Source organism: Selenomonadales bacterium, assembly GCA_017442105.1.
In the GTDB taxonomy this organism is placed as follows: domain Bacteria; phylum Bacillota; class Negativicutes; order RGIG982; family RGIG982; genus RGIG982.
In genome coordinates this window covers 1-2,296 of record JAFSAX010000226.1, presented here as the reverse complement: position 1 = coordinate 2,296, position 2,296 = coordinate 1, and the positions used below count along the sequence as shown (strand labels likewise).

3 protein-coding genes and 2 tRNA genes are annotated in these 2,296 nt (G+C 46.1%); 2 read left to right on the top strand and 3 right to left on the bottom strand.

Annotated features, from left to right (window positions below):
* From IJN28_08620 to IJN28_08610, 3 genes are all read right to left on the bottom strand, one after another.
* The coding region (locus IJN28_08620) for a hypothetical protein (protein ID MBQ6713827.1) at window positions 1-423 on the bottom strand (423 nt) is incomplete at its 3' end.
* Between the two features lie 159 nt (window positions 424-582).
* Window positions 583-673, bottom strand: a tRNA-Ser gene (locus IJN28_08615).
* 1 nt (window position 674) lies between these two features.
* A tRNA-Ser gene (locus tag IJN28_08610) sits at window positions 675-763 on the bottom strand.
* Window positions 764-1,099: 336 nt separating this feature from the next.
* On the opposite strand from IJN28_08610, the gene IJN28_08605 reads away from it, so the two are divergent.
* Both IJN28_08605 and IJN28_08600 read left to right on the top strand, forming a co-directional pair.
* Window positions 1,100-2,056: a magnesium transporter CorA family protein gene (locus IJN28_08605; GenBank protein ID MBQ6713826.1), complete on the top strand. Its 957-nt coding sequence runs from the start codon at window positions 1,100-1,102 to the stop codon at window positions 2,054-2,056.
* A gap of 11 nt (window positions 2,057-2,067) precedes the next feature.
* A partial coding sequence (locus IJN28_08600) for a hypothetical protein (protein MBQ6713825.1) occupies window positions 2,068-2,296 on the top strand: 229 nt, incomplete at its 3' end.

The window sequence follows — 2,296 nt, the reverse complement described above, 5'->3', positions numbered from 1 at the left end:
TTTTACGGTCATATCTTTTATTTCTATTTCCGCTTGCTTGACATTATCGACCGCTCCGTTTACGATGCCCAATTCTTTTTTATCAGATTCCCCCGACTTACCTTCAACGGCATCGATCAATTCATCTTCCAATTCGTCAATAATACCCGGCTTTAAGTTCATTACGATTGCCATGGCAAATCGGTTGTGTCTGAGGCTCTCTCCTGTTATTTTTTCCTGTGCGATAAGTATGCTGTCAAATGCTTCGCTGAGAAGATTTTTGGTATTGACATGCTTCTGGAATTTGATAACATCATGCGATGCAACTGCATCTCTGATGATCCCAATACTATAGGTCGGTGTTTTTGTCCAATAGCAGAAGTAAAATGCGACTGCACAGAGGATCACCACAATTGCTCCAATACCTATTTTTTTACCATTCATCAGATCACCTTCTACATTTATTTTTAGGATTCGTGCTGTTCGTACATCATCTTCTTTTTTCTTTATTCATTATAATATAGCATCTTTCCTTTTTGCAATCATTTCTGCCTGCATATAAAAAAGACGCAAAGCATTTCGCTCTGCGCCTCACATTCCCTATGGCGGAGTGGGAGGGTTTCGAACCCTCGCATGAGTTACCCCATCTAACGATTTAGCAAACCGTCCTCTTCAGCCACTTGAGTACCACTCCATGGCGGAGAGAGTGGGATTCGAACCCACGGTCCCTTTCGGAATCACCGGTTTTCAAGACCGGCTCCTTAAACCACTCGGACATCTCTCCGTACGTTTGATTATAGCAAGGGCATCTCTCTTTTGTCAAGATTTTCCTATCTTTTCCTGTATGAGAGAAGACACCTGCCTTGTTTGAATCTTTGATTTTTTGCAATTTTCTTCGTTTCTCTATCGTTTGCAGATTGACTTTACACCTGACAGGGAGTAATATTTTAAGAAGAATATTATGATTTCGGAAAGGAAGTGAGTTGTTCGATGGAAGGCGATACTGCAGGGCCCAGTTTATTTTTTCAGCAGACGGAAGACGATGCTTTCCGCGCAGCTCAGCTTTATCCGAACGTGATATGCGCGGCGTAGTTCGTTTTTCCAATCAAGGAGGCGTATTATGCTACATATTGTAAAAACCCGAATGGATACCGGCAAGCTTGAAGAATTGACGCTCGATACGCTGGAAAAAGGTGCTTGGCTTCAGCTTACGAATCCGACTGCCGCAGAGCTCGCGGCTGTGTCGAAGGCTGTCAACGTCGATATCGATAACCTGCGTTCGGCGCTCGATGATGAGGAACGTTCGCGTACCGAGATAGAAGATAACTATATGATGGTTATCACGAACGTTCCTGTTATGCGTTCCCAGTTCGCATACGATACATTGCCGCTGGGTATCATTCTGACGACGGATTATATCATTACGATCACCTTGGAGGCTGTCGAGGTTATCAACGAATTCAATCAAAGAAACAGCCATTTGTTCTGCACGTTCAAGCGGACGCGCTTCATGTTCCAGCTTCTCTACAAGTCGGCGACTCTCTACTTGCGCAACCTGCGCCAGATCAGCCGTTTGACAGATGAGCTTGAATTACAGCTCCGCAAGTCGATGGAGAACGAACATCTCTTTAGACTTCTCGAGCTTCAGAAAGCACTGACATACTTCACGGTGTCGCTCCGTTCCAACGGAACGATGCTTGATAAACTGCTTCGTATGCGTACGAACTCGAACTTACAGCATATCATCAAGGTATTCGAAGAGGATGAAGATCTCCTCGAAGATGTTATCATCGAGAATAAGCAGGCGCGTGAGATGGTTGAGATGTATACGCACATCGTCCGCAGTATGCTCGAGACGTTCTCGTCTATCATCTCGAATAACTTGAACCGCGTGATGCGTTTCTTGACGTCCATCACGATCATCTTGGCTATCCCGACGATGATAGCGAGCTTCTTCGGTGTCAATGTCCCTGTACCGATGGCAGAAGAGGGCTACGGTTTCGCGATGGTCGTTATCCTTTCGTTGTCGGCGATGGCATCGATCGCGTTCTTACTTCGCCAAAAAGGCATGGTCTAAGGAGGCATCTTATGAGCAGAATGACTGCCGCCCACTTAAAGACAGGCACGATCTACGGCGACAATAACACGAGCGAATATATCTATATGCCTGCAAGCGAGATCGGCTATGACGAACCGATCTGTGTGTACGAATTCGGCGGCAAGCGCGAGGATATCTCGCTTGAAAATGCTGTCGTCGTCGTGACAAAACGCAGCCTTCGTCCGACGGCGCACCCGCTTCTGGGGCGCAATTCTCTGG

Excerpts from the sequence above, each read along its gene's own strand:
- IJN28_08605 (MBQ6713826.1), top strand. The coding sequence starts at position 1,100 with ATGCTACATATTGTAAAAACCCGAATGGATACCGGCAAGCTTGAAGAA.